The 17759-nt window shown below is 39.8% G+C and carries 18 protein-coding genes; 6 read left to right on the top strand and 12 right to left on the bottom strand.

The window, feature by feature from the left end; genetic code table 11:
• The first annotated feature begins 633 nt into the window (after positions 1–633).
• Positions 634–1467 carry a hypothetical protein gene (locus OCK74_RS27300; protein ID WP_279300295.1) on the top strand — a complete coding sequence of 278 codons (834 nt, stop codon included), beginning with the start codon at positions 634–636 and terminating at the stop codon, positions 1465–1467.
• A gap of 70 nt (positions 1468–1537) precedes the next feature.
• On the opposite strand, the gene OCK74_RS27295 is transcribed toward OCK74_RS27300, so the two are convergent.
• Positions 1538–2848, bottom strand: a complete 1311-nt coding sequence (locus tag OCK74_RS27295) for a DDE-type integrase/transposase/recombinase (protein ID WP_279300294.1) — start codon at positions 2846–2848, stop codon at positions 1538–1540.
• A gap of 870 nt (positions 2849–3718) precedes the next feature.
• Between OCK74_RS27295 and OCK74_RS27290 the strand changes: the two genes are divergently transcribed.
• The gene (locus tag OCK74_RS27290) at positions 3719–4969 is read left to right on the top strand and encodes a site-specific integrase (protein WP_279300293.1); all 1251 of its coding nucleotides are present in this window, start codon (positions 3719–3721) and stop codon (positions 4967–4969) included.
• Between the two features lie 816 nt (positions 4970–5785).
• Entirely contained in the window at positions 5786–6937 is a 1152-nt protein-coding gene (locus OCK74_RS27285) for a hypothetical protein (RefSeq protein WP_279300292.1), read from the top strand.
• A gap of 91 nt (positions 6938–7028) precedes the next feature.
• Here the strand turns inward: OCK74_RS27285 and OCK74_RS27280 are convergent, their stop codons facing one another.
• Entirely contained in the window at positions 7029–7250 is a 222-nt protein-coding gene (locus OCK74_RS27280) for a hypothetical protein (protein WP_279300291.1), read from the bottom strand.
• Between the two features lie 409 nt (positions 7251–7659).
• Between OCK74_RS27280 and OCK74_RS27275 the strand changes: the two genes are divergently transcribed.
• From OCK74_RS27275 to OCK74_RS27265, 3 genes are read left to right on the top strand one after another with little or no spacing between them, the layout of a single operon-like run.
• Positions 7660–7923 (top strand): helix-turn-helix domain-containing protein, encoded by a 264-nt coding sequence (locus OCK74_RS27275; RefSeq protein ID WP_279300290.1) that lies wholly within the window; start codon positions 7660–7662, stop codon positions 7921–7923.
• A gap of 15 nt (positions 7924–7938) precedes the next feature.
• The gene (locus tag OCK74_RS27270; RefSeq protein ID WP_279300289.1) at positions 7939–8847 is read left to right on the top strand and encodes a hypothetical protein; all 909 of its coding nucleotides are present in this window, start codon (positions 7939–7941) and stop codon (positions 8845–8847) included.
• Positions 8789–9451: a hypothetical protein gene (locus OCK74_RS27265; RefSeq protein ID WP_279300288.1), complete on the top strand. Its 663-nt coding sequence runs from the start codon at positions 8789–8791 to the stop codon at positions 9449–9451. Before OCK74_RS27270 ends, OCK74_RS27265 begins: the two co-directional genes overlap by 59 nt.
• Before the next feature lie 237 nt (positions 9452–9688).
• On the opposite strand, the gene OCK74_RS27260 is transcribed toward OCK74_RS27265, so the two are convergent.
• From OCK74_RS27260 to OCK74_RS27215, 10 genes are all read right to left on the bottom strand, one after another.
• Positions 9689–10207 carry a hypothetical protein gene (locus tag OCK74_RS27260; RefSeq protein ID WP_279300287.1) on the bottom strand — a complete coding sequence of 173 codons (519 nt, stop codon included), beginning with the start codon at positions 10205–10207 and terminating at the stop codon, positions 9689–9691.
• 179 nt (positions 10208–10386) lie between these two features.
• A complete protein-coding gene (locus OCK74_RS27255; RefSeq protein WP_279300286.1) occupies positions 10387–10692 on the bottom strand; it encodes a hypothetical protein in 306 nt (101 codons plus the stop codon).
• A gap of 160 nt (positions 10693–10852) precedes the next feature.
• Positions 10853–11356 (bottom strand): hypothetical protein, encoded by a 504-nt coding sequence (locus OCK74_RS27250; protein WP_279300285.1) that lies wholly within the window; start codon positions 11354–11356, stop codon positions 10853–10855.
• Between the two features lie 158 nt (positions 11357–11514).
• Positions 11515–12252, bottom strand: coding sequence for a hypothetical protein (locus OCK74_RS27245; RefSeq protein WP_279300284.1), 738 nt, complete (start codon positions 12250–12252; stop codon positions 11515–11517).
• 383 nt (positions 12253–12635) lie between these two features.
• Complete coding sequence (locus OCK74_RS27240) at positions 12636–12920, bottom strand: hypothetical protein (RefSeq protein WP_279300283.1); 285 nt, start codon at positions 12918–12920, stop codon at positions 12636–12638.
• 163 nt (positions 12921–13083) lie between these two features.
• Positions 13084–13770, bottom strand: coding sequence for a hypothetical protein (locus OCK74_RS27235; RefSeq protein ID WP_279300282.1), 687 nt, complete (start codon positions 13768–13770; stop codon positions 13084–13086).
• Between the two features lie 152 nt (positions 13771–13922).
• Complete coding sequence (locus OCK74_RS27230; RefSeq protein ID WP_279300281.1) at positions 13923–14435, bottom strand: hypothetical protein; 513 nt, start codon at positions 14433–14435, stop codon at positions 13923–13925.
• Positions 14436–14585: 150 nt separating this feature from the next.
• Positions 14586–15005, bottom strand: coding sequence for a hypothetical protein (locus tag OCK74_RS27225; protein WP_279300280.1), 420 nt, complete (start codon positions 15003–15005; stop codon positions 14586–14588).
• A 180-nt stretch (positions 15006–15185) separates the two neighbouring features.
• A complete protein-coding gene (locus OCK74_RS27220; RefSeq protein ID WP_279300279.1) occupies positions 15186–16346 on the bottom strand; it encodes a tyrosine-type recombinase/integrase in 1161 nt (386 codons plus the stop codon).
• A 499-nt stretch (positions 16347–16845) separates the two neighbouring features.
• Positions 16846–17478 (bottom strand): hypothetical protein, encoded by a 633-nt coding sequence (locus tag OCK74_RS27215; protein ID WP_279300278.1) that lies wholly within the window; start codon positions 17476–17478, stop codon positions 16846–16848.
• Positions 17479–17759: the final 281 nt, after the last annotated feature.

Here is a 17759-nt window from a genome sequence, read left to right as displayed (position 1 = left end):
TATATTATGTGGTATGGATGGATGGCATCATGCTCAAGATCAAACACTCAGGCCACTACCAAAACAAATGCATTTATTCATCTCCTCCTATTTCAAAATGTTTCTCTCCAATCGAAGGAGCCGAAGATTTAAGTGTTAAATTGTGATACATAGGCCGCTTGCGGGTTCCTTTCCAAGTGGAACATCAGCAGGGAGCAAGATTAAATGCAACAACGTATGAAATCAGTGAGGGATTCAGGTTTCGCAACCCAGGCAAACTTGCCTTCTGGTAACCGGGTCCATGTGATTGGCGCAGGACCTGTGGGTCTCCTAATTACGGCATTATTTCAATCAATGGAGGGTTTCTCCGTTCGTTTATATGAGAAGAGGCCGCAGTACACACGTACCCGGATGGTGAAGCTTTCTTCGTTCCTAGTTGCGGATTCAGTGGAGAGCTATTGTGCCGATCATATTGATGCAGAGAACCTGGCAGCAGTGTTTGATGTTGCCGAAATTGAGGAAACCCTTGCATTCAGACAGTCTATCCCCGATGACCTGATGTCACTTATTCGTGAGTGGGTTAAGGGGTTCTGCCCACTAAACACCATCGAACAAGCACTCAGCAACCTCATCGACAACCGTGGTTCAAATAGGGTGGAGCGCATTGTAACTAATGTGACTGCGGAGCAAGCAATAACAATGCTCGGGCCGGGAGACATCCTTGTCGACTGTACAGGTTGTAAGTCATTAATCAGGGATCACCTGGCAACGGGCCCGGAAAGTGGCAACAAAGATGCCAACACATTCAACATTCAGCTTGAATACGCAATTGTAGTCACCTTTGTGTATGGCCAGCAATACCAGTGCAACGAGCATTGCAAATACTACAAGAATGAACAGAACCTTCACTATAAGTTCATACCTGCGGTGGATCGTACTTTTTACGATGGTAACCTCACCTTTGTATCTGGCATCGTTAATATTACGCCCGAGGACTTCGAGACGATGCCGGCAACATTCGATGGACAGTGGCTTCGTATAAATTTCCCCCAGGTCGCTGGCTCTATGGACAACTTTATCGACAAAATAAAGCAGGAAACGCACGGAGAGATAATTGGTGATCTCGACATAGTACGAATTCCACTGAACTTGTACAGGGCTCGTAACGCAACCAACCGGAACTGGCTTGCTGCAGAGGGCAACGACCACCCGTTTACCACTTCACCGGTATTTGTGGTTGGCGATTCTGCTCTCGGCTCTCCCTATTTCCAATCGATTTCACTGGGCTTAGAGTCTGCTATGCACCTGGCGGCACTAATAGGACAACGTAATCTGCAACTTGCGGATATGCTCAATCGCTATGAGCTCTATATGTATAAACAATGGCTTCGTGTCTATATGCGAAGCAAGATGATCAAACACAATAAGGATCTTTTAGAGACTATTGATGAGCCGTTAAGGCTGTTGGAGCTGCTGCATATTTATTAGTACAGATTCCTAGCGGAAAAAGCTACAATGTATCGTAGAAGGGAAGTTTGAAAATCCGCATAGTCATAGTTTAAGCGGATCGATAATTATGCATTATTAGCAATGCATTGTTTACACAAGCGTTACAACGCAACTCTTTGTTCTTCTGAATCCTGATCTTGCCTGCACTTTTCATTCTTTCTTTAACATCAAACTTTAGGGGTATACCAAAATACACTTCATGCGGCGTTTTCGGACTGTGTTTATAATGGGGGCGAAGCACATTATAATCGTAAACAGCCCATTCAAGAAATTGCTCCAATTGTTGTATACTATGAAATTGATGATTATGCAGGTACCTGCTCTTAATAATTTTGTGTATTGCTTCTACTGGCGAATTGGAAAACTTGATGTCCTTTAACGATCTTATTTTAGTGATCTTGTAATTTGTCAATCCTGCAATAAACTGATTTATATGGTGGTTGTTATTTTCTCTTCCTCCATCTGCCACCAGATTAACGGGTTGCTGGTCTGGATGTCGCCCTACAATTTTCAATGCTTTTGTAAGAGCTCCTTTAACAACTTCGAAGCTCAGTTTTTCAGCGACTTGAAAGCCTAGAATCATCTTCGAAAAATTATCCATTACAAACGTAATACATACTTTTTGATCTGAGATGAGGTAATGAGTAGTGTCTACATGCAGGTATTCATTGGGTCTTTCTGCTAAAAGGCCTACTTTACGTTGGGGTTTTCGGCCAGTTTTATGCGTAAGTTCCATTAGTCTTGCATACTTATACCAGGAATACATACTAGCTACTATGCTGCCTCTTCTGAGTCCTGTGGCTGCAATTGATACGATTGGCCAGTGCAAGAGCCTAGGTGCAGTAAGCAGTTTTCTCATCTTCTGTACTTCTTTTTTCTGAAGCTGATGTGGATAGCGTTTTACACACTGGAATGAATGAGAGGCTGTGCAATAGCTTCTTATAAGAAAAGACCACGCCTGGTAAATCTTATTAGTTAGTCCAAGGAGCTTAAGTGTTTTCCGTAGGCCAAATCCTACTTTTAAACAGTCTATCGCATGAACAAGTTTTTTTTGAAGTTCTACATTAGTTTTCGCTTGCTCAATAATAGGGGAAATATCATTTTGCATGATCAGCCAGGCCTTAGCTATACTTCTTAGCATCTTTCTTTGTTCCTTACAGGTCTTCTTTAATGCCAGATAGTCGGCCATTTCTTCAAAGAAAATGCGATACTCATGACCAATGTAAGAACAGTAATCAATTTTGCGCCAGCTTGCAATAGTACTGTAGGGGATTTGCTTTCGAAACTCTTTAGGTAATAAGTACTCTTTACCAATAAGATAGAGCATAACCACCGAGGTGTCGTACTTTTTCTTTTTCATAAAAATGGTTTGAAAGGAAAAGTAAAAAACAGATGCCGCACAACTGGAAACAACTTCAATAAACATTTTTCCGATTGCTTTTATTGGTAGTTCACTGTTGGGTTCGTTCTCAGGAATCCCTTACGGGCTTATGTTCTATAAAAAGTACACGGTTCCGTCCGGTCTGCAACCTTAAAATCAAATCTTACTAATATCCCACCCATACAAAGGATGCGAGGGGAATTTCTTAACCTGAGATCTTCACTTGCGCAATCGTTTGCATATTTTATTCTTGTATTATTTCCCATATTTTTAAACTGATCATTTATCTATTATTAATATTATTATTTCTATGTTTCGGTTATTAAACAGTTGGTAAATGTCAAGGGGGAAGTAGGTTTACTTACTTTCTCTTTTTCCGGAATTTCAATAGAGAAATGGATTGTATAGAGGTTGCAATTACTTAAAGAATTATGTGTTTTTTATTAAAAAGTCTTAGTGTTGATAATCAAGCAGTTTGAGAAAAAATCTACGATAGATCGTAGGTGGACTCGCTCGTTTTGTAGAAATCAATAGAAAGCAAAACGCACGTAATCCTGTAAAAAATCGTAGTCGCGGGTTCGGGTCCCGTCCGGTCCGCAACTCAGACATCAAATCTTACTAAAACCCTGCAAATCACACGTTTGTGGGGTTTTTCATTTCCGGCACATCCCCAAAATATTCAAAAAATCGCATCCCAGAGGTGCCCTATTCGGTGCCCTGGAATTTCGGTTATACGAGGGCACCTGATCTGACACAATACTTTATATCACTACAATTCATGATCACAATCACCTACAAGTGTACCCCAGTTTTGTAAATTTATAGTACCAAAACAAAGGGCACCAAAACATGAACAAAACCTTCACACTGCTATATTTTCTCAAGAAAGGCAAGCTCCAATCAGACGGCACTGTTCCCATCTATCTCCGCCTCACTATTGATGGAAAACGGGCAGATATCTCCAGCAAACGTTACATAGACCCCAAAAAATGGAACGCAAAAGCGCAGAAAGTAGACGGAAAAAGTGAAGAAACCAGGTCCGTGAATGTCTACCTGAAAACCCTCGAGCAACAAGTTTATGACGCCCACCGAGAACTACTCGATGCCGGCAAGCACATTACTGCAGAAACCCTGAAAAACAAGCTAACCGGTGTGGAGGAAAAACAACGCCTGCTGGTCCAGATCATGGAGCAGCACAATAAAAACTTAGAGGCCCTGATCGGAAAAGGATATTCCCGCGCCACCTGGGTGAAATATACCACCACCTCTAGACACGTCAAGGATTTTCTGAAATGGAAATTCAACCTGGCCGATATCAGCATCAAGGATCTTTCTTTTGAATTCGCCAGTGATTTTGAATTCTACCTCAAATCCCAGAAATCCATCGATATAAACACCAATGCCAAGTACATTAAGAACCTGAAAAAGATCGTAAAGGAATGTGTGGCCAAGGGTTGGCTGGAAAAAGATCCTTTCATGTCTTTCAAGCTGAAGGCAAAAGCCTCCGACCGGACATTCTTAACCCAGCATGAATTGGATCTCCTGGAAAACAAGCAATTCACTATTGAGCGCTTGAATCATATTAAAGATATCTTCCTCTTTAGTTGCTATACAGGGTTGGCCTATATCGATCTGGCCAATCTCAAATCTTACCAGATTTCAATCGGCATTGACGGAGAAAAATGGATCTTCACTTCCCGTCAAAAGTCTGATGAACCCTCTCATGTTCCCCTGCTGCCAACAGCGATGGCCATCATTGAAAAATACGCCGCACACCCCAAAGTTCTGAACTCCGGCAAGTTGTTGCCCATTCCCAGCAACCAGAAGGTAAACTCCTATTTAAAAGAAATTGCTGATGTGTGCGGCATCACTAAAGAGCTCACCTTCCACGTGGCCAGGCATACTTTTGCTACCACAGTTACACTCACCAATGGTGTACCTATCGAGTCAGTAAGCAAGATGTTGGGCCATAAGAAGTTGCAGACTACCCAAATCTATGCTAAGATTTTGGATAAGAGGGTAAGTGATGATATGAAAGTCTTGAGAACTAAGCTTACGAAAGAGGATGGCTCCGATCATCTTAAAGCCATTACTGGTTAATTGGTGCCAGGGAACACCGGGTAAATTGAATGCTTTACTCCGCTTCTCGAGCCAGATCATCTGCGATGTATCGTAGAAAGAGTCGGAAGATGTCGGCTGTTTATTATATTATTTCGCCGTAAAAAAGAGAAATTATTATGCCAGAGACATATGATTCCAGCATACTAATGTGCACAGAACCAGATTCGAACATTGAGATTTACACTACTCCGCTTCTCGAGCCAGCAATTCTACGATACATCGTAGTTTCCATATTGACATAGCAAATGTTTCATGATAAAAACTCAACCATAATACTTGCTTTATATCTATCAATGTAATCCTAAAGGAAAATGAATCGAAGATATATCTGTCTTTAACGCAACAGGATAGTTCCATCATATTAAAGCCATTACTGGTTAATTGGTTTCCATTATTTCTTTTACCACTTATTTCATACTAACCTGTCTCTTTTATCTTACAAAAATTTTAAGGTAAATAGGCAGGTTTTATTTTAAAGTATAATATATTTAGCGCTCATTTAGTTGCCATAGAAACGAAAACCTCCGGAAACTAACTTCCAATCCCCTTCATTCGTAACCAAATTGTTTGTTTGCCAAAGTGCAAACCTATTCTGAAAACACCCATTAGGGATCAATGAATCATTCAACCAGGTTGTCCCTGCCTGAATTCACAACTAGTTCTTAGGATTATTTCATCAATCCCCTAACAGGTTTGATAAGGGAAATTTTGCCTCTTCACTTAAACAATGGAGCGAGGCCGCATTGTAGGGAAACCGAAAGCTTAACGATATACACCATAACTAAACTTAAAAATTTGAAGAATTCATTAGAAAAGCTTTATTATTTAATCAATGTGCGGATTAACACTGTCAATACAGTAGGAATTGACGCCTCTTGTCGTTTCTTAGAGATATGGATTAATGAAACAACTTCAGAAACTGATAGCATAAGAACTTACCTGCTCAAAAAGTCTGTAGACATCGAAAATGAACAATCTCTCGTGCTCTTAATTTACCAATGCCAGTCAGCCCTGATACGCCTCCTGGATAAAGTCTTTAGCTACATGGATCCTGCTTCTCCGCTCAATGGTACGTATGATACCATCCTAAAGCGCCTGGAGAAGCTGCTGCATTTTATTGAATGCCATTATCCTAAATACTTCAACAAGGAAGAAAAGGTACCAGATCATTTGCTGCATGCCACACAAACACTTATTAAAAAAGAACTCAGGCATCTGGAAAAGACTGTTTTTGCCGGCACAGATCCCAGGCTGAAGAAAATATTGTGCAGCCATTTACAAAGGTTTACTCAAAACAACAACGAAGAATTCATCTGTTATAAAAAGCTGGCCTATGTCAAAGAGTTGGTCGCCGAATTAAAAGATATGTCCTTAGCTTGCCAACAGCTGATGGATCTATTGATCTATATGAACTTCAATACCTCTGATTTTTTTCAATATTATGTGGCAAACCTTGGGGTGGAGATTGCAGCATGTAATCTCCCGGCCCAAAAGAGAGATGTATTGCTCTCTGCATTTAAATCATTAAACCAGTTGCAGGAAAAACCAGGCATTGCTTTCAAACCCAAGATGAAAAACTTAAAAGAACAGATTCGTGCCTGGATCTCTGAAGAAATCAATTATTTAGATCAACAACAGGCTTACTTTACTGTATTTAATGAACATTCACCGCCCGCTCCAGAAATAATTGATGAAGAAAAACTGCACACCTCCCTTTCTGTGCAGCAACTCGCCGTTTTCATCAGGGCCGCCCGGGATGCTGGTGTGCTGACCAATAAAAACCAAACAGCATTGCTGAAAGCTGTTGCAAGTATATTTCATACACCCAATGCTAATTCAATTTCCGCAGAAAGCCTGCGCAGCAAATATTATACGCCTGAGCCGAGCGCTCTCGACTCTGTAAAGGATATCTTAATGAAGATGTTCAATAAAGTGCAATCATACTAAGCATCCCGCTTACCAATTGAGCATTGTCTCTTTTTGCCCTTTCATCACAGGTGCTGTGCGCTGGTGCTCTCCTCCTCAGGCGGCCTGGGGGTTAATCTTCTTTTATGAAATCCATTAAATCCAGCTCCTGTAGGTAATCCACAATTTCATATTGGTGATGATAAGTAAAGGAAGGATAATCATGCCACCTGTACACCGGAACATTCACAACCTCCTGCAGGGTCTTAAGGCCCTGGTTCAACAAGATGATTTTCAGGTCCGAAGTGAAAGGAAGGTCCTGAATTGGTGTATTTAATATTTCCTGTTGGTTCATGAAAATGAAGGCTTCTTAAGTTGACTCCAATACCCTAATTTAATTGAAAAGTCTGCTTTTTGCAAATCGTATAAACTAGTAGTAACAAAATTTCACAAGTCAAATGTTGGAAATTCTATCGTTTCCCAATGTTAATTTTTAAAAAGCTACAATAGAAAATAAACTAACGGTCCCGTAAGTCCTATCATCTGTCAAAAAGATCTGATGATCCACAAATTCAATTAAACAACACCGGCCTTCATCTAAACTATCCGGCAATACAATCATTTCCTACTCCCGCCATACATAATTTTAAAAGTCATAACTCAGTCCCTGTCTGCCTTTCACAGGGGTACCGGTACCCCTGCTACCCCTTTGATATTGCAAAAACTCCTCTCTTTGTCCCATCATCTAAAACAATTCAAATTTTATGTCAGTAGAAATCTTAACCCGGCATGATTTAATGTCATTTAAAGAGGAATTAATCAGTGAACTCAAACAGATCATCAGCAAAGAACAAATTGAACAAAAAGAATGGCTCAAGACTAATGAAGTGCTCAGGATGCTCAAAGTCTCTCCTGGTACCCTGCAAACCCTGCGCGTCAATGGTACCCTTAAATACACCAAGTTAGGAGGTATCATATATTACGACAATGAACACATCCAGGCCCTGCTGAATAAAGAGAAAAAATAAACCAAAACTACCCATGTGAACTATATTTCTCACCTCAATACCTTTTTCGAGCGCGCCAAAGGGGACAATACACTTGCTCCAACCCATATCAGTCTTTACCTGGCCCTATTTCACTACTGGAATGTAAACCGGTTTGACAACCCTTTCCCTGTCTACCGAGATGATCTGATGCAGCTCAGTAAGATCGGATCCAAAAACACTTATCACAAATGCATCCGCGAGTTGCACCAGGCAGGTTATATCCAGTATTATCCGGCGCCATTTAAATACTTACCTGTGGCCATCAGTATGATAAGGTTTGATAACGAAGTAGAAAAAAATACTTATCAACAATTAAACATGTTTAGTCCCAAAAATGGTACTTGTAAGCCCATTGGTACAAGTACCGATTTTGATACTAGTCATGTACCTCTTTTGGGCTCAGCAAGTATCAAAAATGATACTAGACAAGTATCAAAAGTGGTACTCCTTTATAAACATATAAACTTTAAACAGTTAAACAGTGTGTGTAACACACCCACAAAAAAAAATAATAAAAAAAATGTGGATAAAAAATCAAATAATATTTCTTCGGCTACTCATTCAGGAAAGGAGCAAAAAGAAAACGTTTTGCCGCGTGTCCCAAAATCGGTACATGTGCCCACTGCATCCAGCTCCAAAGTAGGGGAGAAGAGGATGGTTCCCACACTCCAGGAAGTAGAAGACTTCTTTCGCCAGCACAACTACCCACATCCGGAAGCAAAGAAGTTCTTCTACTACAACCAGGGCAAAGCCTGGATGATCAGTGAATCACTTCCTGTCACAGACTGGAAACCCATTGCCCACAAATGGATGCTCAATACCAAAACACAAAAACAAAACAACAATGATCGAACCCCACAACTCCATACCCCACGAGATAAGAACTATTCAGAGCCACTATGATTACACAATCTATTGGCTACTGATCGAAAAGAAAGGCAAAGAAATCTATCATCCAAAGTTCAAATTGCATGAAGAAGATACCACTACCATCCTGCAGCTCCTGATATACTTCCTGCAAGACGCTCCAATGGCTCAAAAATACAAGATCGACCTTCGGAAAGGGATTGTCCTTACCGGGCCGGTAGGATGCGGTAAAACGTCTCTAATGCGGTTAATGAACCAAGTGCTCTCCACCAACCACCAACACATGATGAGAGCCTGCCGTGAAATCGCCTTTGAATTTGCCACTCAGGGCTTTGAAGTCATCCAGCGCTACACCCGCGGATCCTTCAACCAGTACACTGAACAAACAGTAGCCTATTGCTTCGATGATCTAGGTCTGGAGCCAGTCGTCCAACACTATGGCAACATCTGCAACGTCATGGCCGAGATCCTGCTTTCCCGTTACGATTTTTTCATCCGTTACAAAATGCTCACCCACATCACCACCAACCTAAACAGCCAGGAAATCGAAGACCGCTATGGCTCAAGAGTCCGCAGTCGTTGTCGGGAAATGTTTAACCTAGTATCCTTCAACACAGACTCAGTAGATAAAAGATCATAGAGAAAGTAATAGCAAAAGAAGATTTAATAGCTACTAAGAGTTGGCTATACAACAATTAGTAGTTTACCTAAAAACCTATCAAAAGCGAATGGTCGTTTTGAACGACGGAGATGAGGCTTTATGTATTGACAGCAGTCCGTTATGCTTCAGTCTGACTTCTGTTCTGTTGTTGATTGATAGTTTATTGCTTAAATGTAATACATAGCTGTCATTTCATAAAACCACCTGGTAGCCGCATTAAGAACTTCCTGGTAGCCGCATTAAGAACTTCCATATATTAAAATTTGTATAAGATATAATTGCAACAGCTACAATAACAGTTCCTGCTAACAACATGATACCCGCAGCGCTAGATACTTGTTTGTTGTAAGTCGAATAGTTGTGGATGATATTGTTTCCTTTTTCCACTTGGTATACGTCTAAATTGAAGTCTTCTGAACTAGGTTCGTAATATACTTTAATCGTATCTCCAATGTTTACATTATCCTGTAATTGACCGTATGCATTGTTTGACCTGTAGATGGTAAAGTTCTGGTCCGAGTTATACAGCCGGAAAAAGAAAACAGTCTGCGTCTGACTAATCTTTGCACCTTTAACAAAGCGACTTCTTATTTCAGCCACTTCCACTGGTCCTGTAATATTATCTACTTTCTTAAGGTCCAAGTCGGTGTCCGATATAATAGTTTTGATTCCTCCTATTAAGCAAATGCCTCCTAAAAACAATGCACTCAGGAATCCTCTCAATCTTTTTGTCATAAGAAATGTGCAATATTGCGGCTTAACGATCAAAGATATTTGTGAAACGGTTGAAGTCTGGGTTACAACTGCTTCAAATTATCTATGCCATTGGTTATTGTTTTAAAGCTGAAAGATAATTTAGTAGCAACCATTTTACAAATATTCAATGTTGTGCGAAGTACTGTGAAATCTCAAGCTTACTTCCAGAAGAAAACATTGCCATCCCATGCATACTCGGGTCCTCGACCTAAAGTCGCCTTATAAACAATGAAAATTAGAATAGGTAAGAATATTGCCATGATGGAAATATATTTGCCAAGTGTATGGGTTTTTCGATACAAATAGGCAATGAACAACAAAATCAAAGTGGAAAACCACAAAAACACAGCATAAACTAAGTCACCAAGCCCATGACCAAAAGCAAGCAACCCTACCATCGGGAGAATGGATAACAAGCAAAATATGATGATAGTAATTCTATATATCCAGCTTACTGCTTTCATGATGGTAGTTTGATTTCGTACAACGTTTTCAAGATGTTTCTGTCGCTGGTAGCAGTCTGGGTTACTGTCACCAGGATAAAGATATGGTGTTCCGCAGAGACTTAAAAACTGGTTAACAATCTGATTCCACCGGTGCAGAAAAATCAATGTTAGCGGCTGGCTATTTATTGAAGACTTCCAGTGAATTCCAGTAAAGACCCATTTGCCCTCTTTTCAGCATTCCTTCATTATCAATATGCCTCGGCAATTCCAGCGGAGGATTTTGCAGCTTCTTTTGTAAACTCTCGTACCCTTTAAATCGTTCAAAGGCAAACTCCAAGTTAGCGTAATAACTTAGCATCCAATCCAATTCATAGTCAATGATACCCTGCTCTAACTGTCTGTCCAAAGTGCTTATTATCTGGTTTTCAGCAGCGGAGTCAAGCTCCTTGATACCTGTAAAGCATGGTGGTTCAACAGTGGAATACCAGGTAAGAAACAGACCTCTTTTAAGAGCTTCTGTCTCTTGATTATGTAATTGAGCATACTGCTGGTGAATCCTGCGATACTCTTCAAAGACTCCCCGCTCTTTCAGCTGTTTTATTTTTTCCTCCATAGTGCCTTGCAAAGAAGTCACTACTTCATAAAGCTCCCTTTCTCTATTTGCTAATTCTACTAAATTCATCTGTGCTTGACGCTAACGGTTTTAGATGTTTCTGTCAATGATTGAAGTCAGAGTTACACCTGTTTGGATAAAGATATACTGTTTAGTAATGATTTAGAAGCTGATTGTAGTCATTAAGCCATCATTGCTGAAACATTTTATGTTGTGTGTAGCCTTTGTCAACTCTTAGTTTCAATTTTAAATGTTCCACCGAGTAAAAGCCCATATTGGTTGTCAGTTTTATAAAGAGCCTTCCATTCTGTCGTATTAATATCGTCAAGATAAAGTGAGATAATGCTGTCACCAACGGCTAACGCCTGAATGGTAAATTCATTTATGTTTTCAAGTTCGGCCAACTTTTGTTCAATGATGTTAAATATTGTTTCATTGTCAAGTTCAGAAGCTACCAAAACATGGTTCTTTCGCACAGGTTGAAAGTTCGGAAAGTCTCCAAACATCTTATGAGGTGTGTCCCACTTGTAAAGCCAGATTAGCTCAGACTTTGTTAGTGTGTTAATGCTTTTTAGTTTGGCTAACTCAGGAACGATCTTTTTAAAATTGTCAAATTCGGAAAGGGGCAGCCATAAAGCACCTTTTTGTTGCAAAGAATATGGTGGGTCGTATTCTCCGCTATTCGGTTCATCAGCAATTGCTTCAAAGGCAGGAATGAAAAACACATATCCATTTTGTTGTCTGAGAGCAACCCAGTTTCCAGACGCACAATGATGAATTCCGCAATGGTCGCAAATAATTGTTTGAAAGATTTGTTCATCCCCAATTTCTCCATCAAGTTGCTCTACCATATTGATGAAATCTTTACCCTCAATTTTTAGAGCCGTAAATGTTGGTTTGCCTCGTTCAGAAGAGGTAAAGTCAAATTGTTTTGGGTATGTATCAAAGTTGGTTGAAGTCCACATTTTTTATTCTTAGGGAGCAATTTCTAAGGTTACACACAACGGATTAGCAGCTTGCTTTGCAGTAGTGGCGGTCTGTGTTCCGTTTGTTTGATTTATTAGTGAAGATAAAGAGAATTACGAGTGCTTACAATATGTTCCTCCGCCACTATTGCAGCAAACTGGATGTTGTGTGTTCGTGCCTTATTCATCATCAGGAAGGGTAATTAGCCTTGGAATACTTTCATGTAAAACCTTATCTAAGCAACTCTTATGTGCATACAGCCCTTGAGCTTCCTCTATATTACTGCTCAGAGATACCGAAATCAGGACAGCATTCTTAAATAACAAACTCTGTCCACAGAAGCAGCAGGTAACAATAGGTTCTATTATATTCATGCAAGTTTTTAGTTTTCAATTAAGTCAATAAACTCAATACCTCCTATTCGTCCATCTTTGAGTATGTCTAAAACTATATCCCCTTTGTTTTCCTGTTCTAAAACAATGCTTTCATCAATCTGCCATGCTGCCCCAGGCTCATTAGCGTTCTTACTGTTTATGAATTGGTAATAGCCTTTACTTGTCCACTTTCCTCCAGAACACTTCTGTAATGCCTCAATAACATCAGCACGTTCTGGCTCTTGTTTTTTTACGAGTGTAATTATCTCTTCAATGTTAATTGAGTCTTCCATAGCATGACACACAACGTTTTTAACAGCTTTAAGTAGGAGTGGCAGTCTGAGTTACTACAGCTCCACTTCTGCATGACTGCTGAATAAAGTTAAACTGTTCACTCCATATTCCAGATCCACTATTGTTTAAAACTGTTTGTTAGCGGCACCAAGCTGCTAAGGGTTACCATTTATCGAATTGAATATTCACCCAGTCTGAAATCAGCAAATCACAAACAAAACTTCTCATTTTCTGCAGAACTGTTAACTTCCTAAATTTCTTATAGTGTGACTTCGGATAGATTATAGACACGTCACCCATTTCCTTTGGCATCGTTAATTGATCGTCAAGATTAGTTAAATGATTTTCCAAATTCAGCTGATAATACGCACGTAATTGGGCACTTGCCAAATTATTTGTCGGAAACCGCAAACCCCTAGGTAAACTGTAAAAACAAGCACATGAGGATTTAGGAGTGCATCCTACAATCTTGAAATAGAACATAACTGAGTCTCCTGGGAAAAGCATAACAGCAGAAGGAAAGTTTTTATTCAACCAACAATCATTCACTCGGTGGAGTTTGTAAACCGTGTCATTCATTTGCAATTCAAGCATCACCGCATCATTACCCCAGGCATTCCAAGATTCATAAAAGCTGGCAAGCGTGTCAGTATTGTTAATGATAACAATTTTCACATCAGGATTTAAATCATCGCCAGTAGATGTCGTTTCAACAGGAGGCAACCCTTTTAATAAACGTATTGCCAAAACAAGCTCCTTACTTTTAGGACTTTGAGCTTGGCCATTTGAATTTGATGTCAGACAACAAATACAATAAAGTAAAATAAAGTATGACTTAATGGTCCGCATGGTCTTTTGCCGCTAACGGTTCTCACAGCTTTGCAGAGGCAGGATAGTCTGGGTTACTTTCCCTTACTCTGGCAGAACTGCTAAATAATGATTTGTGGTTTAAAGATAGTGCAGATGCCCTGCTTAAGCAAAACTGACTTGTTACAGGCAGTTTAGTCGTCTAACTTACAAGGCTGTTCAGAAAAAGAAACGCCTCCCCGTTGTTCCTGCGTCAGCAATAGAAAGTCCGTATGGATAGGTAATTGTCTAACTATCTGAGTAAAGCCTTCAGAAGTCAGTTTTATATGACCCGCCGTTAGTTCAATTGCCCATTGATAAGTTATAGTACCTTCTTGATTTTGCGTTGTATCAGCAAGTACCACTTCAACTATCTGTTGTGCATCAATGCCGAAAAGATCCGTCTTGATGTTTACGTCCAGTTTAAATGCTTTTTTAAAAATTAATGTACACGGAGCTATCCAGTAAGAAAAGTGCCCCTTGCCTTTCACGGGATCTACCCACTTGAAAATATAGTCAATGTCTAAAAGAAAATCACCAGTCCACTCGCCATTGTTCCACTGAAACGAAATCGCATGAATGGCAGCATCATGCCAGCCCATAACTTTGAAGTCGGCCTCTGTCCACATGCTCTTCTCAAGATTGTATTGTTGTACGGATGGTGTCATTGTAAATTGCCTGTAACGGTCAAAGGTATTTGTGAAAGGGGCTATAGTCTGTGTTACTGCCGCTCCACTATTCCGGTACTGCAGGTTAATGATTTATAGCTTAAATGTAGTTATGCATCAGCCATTTTACAAATACAAGTGTTAGCCGTTTTAATTTTTATTAAAAAGTCTCCTTATTGTTTTCAGTATACCAGTGTTCTTTTTTATTTTATCAGTCACTTTGCCGCTGCTCCAAACCCAAAACTCATCATGTCCAATGAATAGGTTTACATCTTTCAATTCACTATCAGTTGGGTCTACTAACTCCCAATTAAAATCTTCCAGCCATTCCTTTACGGTCCTACACTCTCCCCACACATCTCCATGTTTTCGCCACCAGCCATACAACTCGGTATCTCTAACCTTAATAAGCCTTACATCAGGCAAGAAACAGAACTCATCATAGGTTAATTTTTGACTGGCATCAGGGCATTTGCCTTCACACTCAACTCCCAAATCAATACACCACTGAACAAAACTCCTTGGTTCAGGCTCAGAGTATGGTCTATGGTATGTCTTTGCTTTGGTCATTGATTTCGGCTAACACTACTAATTTACGAACCAAGCTCATCCTGACAAATAATTTTCAAAAACCTGTATAACTTGCTGCCTTTCAGTGTCTTCTAGAATTTTTTTGTTTCGCATTTTTTGTTGCCCAATCTGCATGAGCCCATCTGTAGTGCTAATCTGGCAACAAAGAAAACGAACTTCTTATAAAGGTAATCTGTCTAACGGGCTTTGAATAGAGGCTATATTCTTCATACTCACATGCGTATACCTTAAAGTTGTTTTCAGGCTGTTATGCCCCAGCAATTCCTGGATGTAGCGGATGTCAGTGCCTGCCTCTAAAAGATGAGTAGCATAGGAATGTCTTAGTAAATGAATACTCCCCTTTTTATTTACCTTGGCTCTGATCTTTGCCTGTGCCAATACTTTTTGGGCAGAGCGGACACAATAAGCACCTCCGCCTTCTCCTTCAAAGAGGTATTCTTTAGGTTTATATTTACTATAGTACTCCCTTAGGATTGTAAGCAATACTTGGCTCAATTGTACCATCCGGTCTTTGCCGCCTTTCCCTTCATGGATATGAATCACCATGCGCTGGGAGTCAATATCCTTTACTTTTAACCGTACCAACTCACCAACCCTTAATCCGGCAGCATATGCGGTCATCAATAATGCCCTGTGCTTTAAATTACTTGTTTGCTGTATGATCCTGACTACTTCACTTTCTGCCAGTACCGGAGGCAGCTTCAGTGGCCTTTGGGGACGGGGCAGGTCATAGAACTCACGCCTTCTGCCCAGCACCTGCTCAAAATAAAACTTCAGGGCATTGATGGTAGTATGTAGGTGTGTGGCGCTGTAGTGTCTCTTATTGAGTAACCAAAGCAAATAGGACTGTACCTGCTGTTTGGTCAGGTCACTCACTTTTGCTTTTACCAGAAGGCGCAGTAACAGGTGGAACTCACTACAATAGGTCTTCAGTGTTTGCGGGCTGTAGCCTTTAAGCTGCAACAACTCCTGGTATTGTGTAAAAGCCTCCAGATTGTCTTTGTTCAAGGGATGAAGCAAAAGCATTTCTGCTCTTGTCCTGTTGATTCTTTTTGATTTCATCAGGGGTTGCACACTTTTTCTTTGCTCCAGATACTGCTTTAAAAGGGTGCTATCCAATTGTACCTTGTCCTTTAGCGTTTCCCGTAGTTGATGGTATTGTTCTTTATTCAGGGGTACATACCACAGCTTATGCGTTCCGCTCCATTTGATACCTTTGATTTTTCTGATTGCATATTCAAGGTTTTTATCCAGAGGCTGCGGTATCCCCATAGCTTCCTGTCCTCTGATGTGTAGAGGGGCGATGGTTAAGGTTAACATTGGATCAAGGTTTTAATTGCATATAGAAGGTACAAATTTTCAAGGGCATCTCATGATCGTAACAAGAAACAACAAGGGTGTACACTTGATTGAGCCAACACTTTTGCTGGTTTTTCTGCTATTTATTTTTGCCTTATTTGCAAAAATGCTGAAATGCAGTCTGGGCAAGGGCTAATGGGGTATTCTGACCCTCATAGAAAGTGCAAAAACATGGAAAATTTGTAAATGGTAAAAGGGCCTATATCTCCGTTATTTACAGGCTATATGTAGCTGTAAAGAAGGGGTATGATCTATTTTAAGGGGGTGTCTAAGTGATTGGGAAAATGAAAAAGCTGCAACCGGGTAGGTACAACCTTAATTTCATATCTACAATGTTCAAAGTGTTCACGGTGTTCATGGAAGGTGTTCACCTTGAACAGTGAACATGTATAAAGGTTTTACAGCTTTATGCAATAGTGATAGCCTGTGCTCAAAAGCCAGTTTTGTAAAAGTTCGCATGTTAGATGTTGCTTTTCAAATTAAAGTCTGTTTCACCAGCCCTTTTGGCCATTTCGATAATTTTAGAATTATCCCAAAAATCTATTTTCTCTTTTATCAATTTAGCCATATCATCGAGCCAAGCTATACTACTTTCATTTAACTCTCCAAGAAAGTTTAAAAACAGGGTTTTATCTTTCGGAAAGTTAAAATCAATTTCAGTTCTAAAGACTTTATGATTTCCATCATTATCAATATATGAGTTAATAGCTGATTCTAAAAGTGACTTTCGAATAAGTAAAAGCTGAACAGTTTCCTCATCTTTAATATTTACGTGAAATATGTGGGGTTCCCATTGAATTGCGTTATTAAGAACTTTTGAGTCAAGGTGTCCGCTTATTTTGTTTCTTAAATGATTTACAAACTCTAACTTTCTTTTGATTTCCCTTGCCTTACTTGATAAATCATAACGATCTTTTATAATGAAGTTGAAATCATTAATTGATTCTCGCAAAACATTAAGATGAACCAAGCAATATTTAATCAACCTAAACTGTTCTCCAATCTCTGATTGATTGTCTAAAAGTTTATGGTAATATTTAATATCATCTTTAACTAAAATTGCACGTATATATAATTCCTCGTCCTTTAACATAATTTGAAGTTGCGCAACGGACTGGTATTGCCGAAGGCAGGGGTTTGGCGATCCTAAAGTTTAAAAATGATTTACAGTTTACTATTGATTCGTCAGCCTCATAGCATTACTTCAGCCCTGCATTCGGTAATATCATGTTATATGCCTATAGAAGTTTTAGATTTTTTTATAGGTCACAACATTAGAATCCACAATTCTATCATTCATGCGCAGGTGTTCGACAAGTATCAGCTTACGTCTTGTTAGCTTTAGAACTCGTCCTGAGCCTTTTTGATTACCCG

The organism is Paraflavisolibacter caeni (assembly GCF_025628885.1).
GTDB classification, from domain to species: Bacteria; Bacteroidota; Bacteroidia; order Chitinophagales; family Chitinophagaceae; genus Flavisolibacter; species Flavisolibacter caeni.
The sequence above is the reverse complement of the archived record's forward strand: the minus strand, read 5'-3'. Positions and strand labels throughout refer to the sequence as shown.